We start from the raw sequence: 2,435 nt of genomic DNA, 5'->3' as shown, positions 1-2,435 counted from the left end.
GGTGAGAACAGCCTTGCCGCTGAAGCTGCGCTGCCGCAGCGCGTCCAGGGCTTGGGCGATGTCGGTCCACGGCACGGTCAGGGCCACGCGCGTTTCGAGCCGGCCGGCGGCGACCAGAGCGAGCAGCGAGGCGATGTCCTCGCCAATGCCTGGACCAGACGTGTTGTAGGCAAAAGTCTGAAGTCTTGCCCCTTCATGATCCGGAACGAACTGGCGGAATCCGATGGGCGTGAGTTCGCCACTGCTTGAACCGAACATGACGATGGTCCCGCCAGGTGCGACGCGCTCGATCGCGTGTGCGAGGCTTTCGCCGCCCACCGACTCCGTGATCAGCGAAAACGGTCCCTCGGCCAGTTCGATCGCTTCGACAACCTGCTCGGCTCCAAGGCCGCGGAGGTCCTCGCCGTGCCGGGAGGCGGCGACCGCGGTCACCGAGGCGCCTTGCTCGCGGGCGATCTGGATCTGGAAACGACCGACCGCACCGCTTGCGCCGGTGATCAGGACCTGCTGGCCGGTCAGGTCGCCGCCATGGCGCAAAGTCCTCAGCGCCGTCGTGCCGGCGACCGGAAGCGTGGCTGCGGAAACGAAGCTGACGTCATCAGGCAGGACCGCGAGACGGTCGGTTGGAACGGCGACCCGTTCAGCCCACCCGGCCTGGTCGACCAGAGCCGCAACCCTTGTGCCCATGGCTGGCCCGGAACCATCGGCTGCTGCCTGTTCGACAAATCCGACGATGTCCTGGCCCGGTATCCAGCCGCTCTGACGGATGGCGAGCAGCCGCAGTTCGCCGCGGTTCAACGAGGTCGCGCGGACCGAGACAAGCGCTTCGTTCGAGGCCGGCTGAGGTTCGTCGAGCTCCGCGAGCTTCAGCCCGGTCGCGCTATCGGAAGAGATGACTAGGGCAAGCATGGTTCACACCTCACTGTTGCGCGTTGGACGCACGGCAGTGGAACCTATCGATTTTTGCCTTTGAATAATTTAGAGATCAAAGAATCTGATCGCTAAAAACAGTCAATCATGAGACAACCCCTCCGCTACCCTTGGTTCAATTTCGATGTGGATGACCTTTCCGCGCCGGCGATTGCCGTGCGCGTCGACGTCCCCGAGACCAGAGCGGAGGTACCCTCCCATTGGCACCGCAAAGGCCAACTCGTCTTCGCACTCGGAGGTGGCGTCACATGTCGCGTCCCCAGCGGCCTGTGGATGGTGCCGCCTCATTGCGGGGTGTGGATTCCAAGCGGCATGGAGCACAGCAATGTCGCAACCGCCAATGCCCGTATTTTCTTCGTCTATATCGAGCCGGGAGCTGCCGATCTGCCGGACAGATGCTGCACGCTCTCGATCTCGCCGCTGCTGCGCGAACTGATCATTGAGCTATCCGATGGTGTGCAGGACGATCAGGCGAGGGATGAGCTTCTGACCAGAACCCTGCTCACCGAGCTGCCGCGCATGCCTGTCCAGCAACTGCATCTGCCGATCTCATCCGAGCCGCGCTTGCGGCGGATCGCCGAAGCGTTGGCGCAAGATCCTGCCGACCGCAGCACATTGGCAGAATGGGCCAATCGCGTTGCGCTCAGTGAGAGCAGTCTCGCCCGTCTCGTGGTGAAGGAGACTGGCTTAAGCTTCGGGCGCTGGCGTCAGCAATTGCACCTGATCGTCGCAATACGAGAGCTGGCCTCCGGCGCCAGCGTGCAGCAGGTTTCGGGCGATCTCGGTTATGAATCTGTCACGGCCTTCATCACGATGTTCAAGAAGGCGCTGGGGAAGCCTCCGGCAAAATACCTCAGCAGTGTCGTGCTCCATGGCGGCTCTGCATTCGTCGCGTGATCAACCCGCCTGCGAGCAGACGATCGACACGGCAACCTGTCGCCAATCACGGTCGGCTCAGGCCGCGGACGGTTCGGCAGCCCACGGCTTGTGGCCAAGCACCTCTTCGACAATGCCGCGGGCGATCTCGCGCTCGCCCATGATCACCGTGTCGGCGCCGAGGCCCTTGAGGTGCTCGACCTCGGCGTCGGAATGGGCGCGGGCGATGACGTTGATGCCGGGGTTGGCTGCACGTGCCCTGAGCACGATCTGGCCGGCCTCGAAGGCATTGGGAATGGCCAGGATCAGCCGCTTCGCCCCTTCGGGATTGGCGGCGGCGAACACTTCGGCGTTGGCCGCGTTGCCGGAGACCGTCTCGATGCCATCGGCCTTCAGCCTCGCCAGTGTCTTGTCGGCATCCTCGACGACGAGGAAGGGCAGGGCGGCTTCTTTCAACGATGCCCCGACGAGACTGCCGACGCGACCATAACCGATCAGGATGGCGTGGTCGGTGAGGGTTGTCCTGGGCGGCGGCCCGTCTTCCGCTTTCGTCGTGGCTGCAACAGAGGCCACCTGGCCCGGTTCCGTCGCCGGGCCAACCGGCTTTGCCTCGACAGGCGGTGCCGTCC

The 2,435-nt window shown here is 64.1% G+C and carries 3 protein-coding genes; 1 reads left to right on the top strand and 2 read right to left on the bottom strand.

The genetic code is table 11. From position 1 onward, the window contains the following. Window positions 1–909, bottom strand: a 909-nt coding sequence (locus tag EN935_RS31190; protein WP_127373977.1) for a zinc-binding dehydrogenase, incomplete at its 3' end; no start/stop codon positions are given. A gap of 108 nt (window positions 910–1,017) precedes the next feature. Here EN935_RS31190 and EN935_RS31185 point away from each other — a divergent pair. Then, entirely contained in the window at window positions 1,018–1,827 is an 810-nt protein-coding gene (locus tag EN935_RS31185) for a helix-turn-helix transcriptional regulator (protein ID WP_109658819.1), read from the top strand. Between the two features lie 57 nt (window positions 1,828–1,884). Here the strand turns inward: EN935_RS31185 and EN935_RS31180 are convergent. Further along, the coding region (locus tag EN935_RS31180) for an NAD-binding protein (RefSeq protein ID WP_206534609.1) at window positions 1,885–2,435 on the bottom strand (551 nt) is incomplete at its 5' end.

It is taken from the genome of Mesorhizobium sp. M7D.F.Ca.US.004.03.1.1 (assembly GCF_003998635.1).
GTDB classification, from domain to species: domain Bacteria; phylum Pseudomonadota; class Alphaproteobacteria; order Rhizobiales; family Rhizobiaceae; genus Mesorhizobium; species Mesorhizobium loti.
The sequence above is the reverse complement of the archived record's forward strand: the minus strand, read 5'-3'. Positions and strand labels throughout refer to the sequence as shown.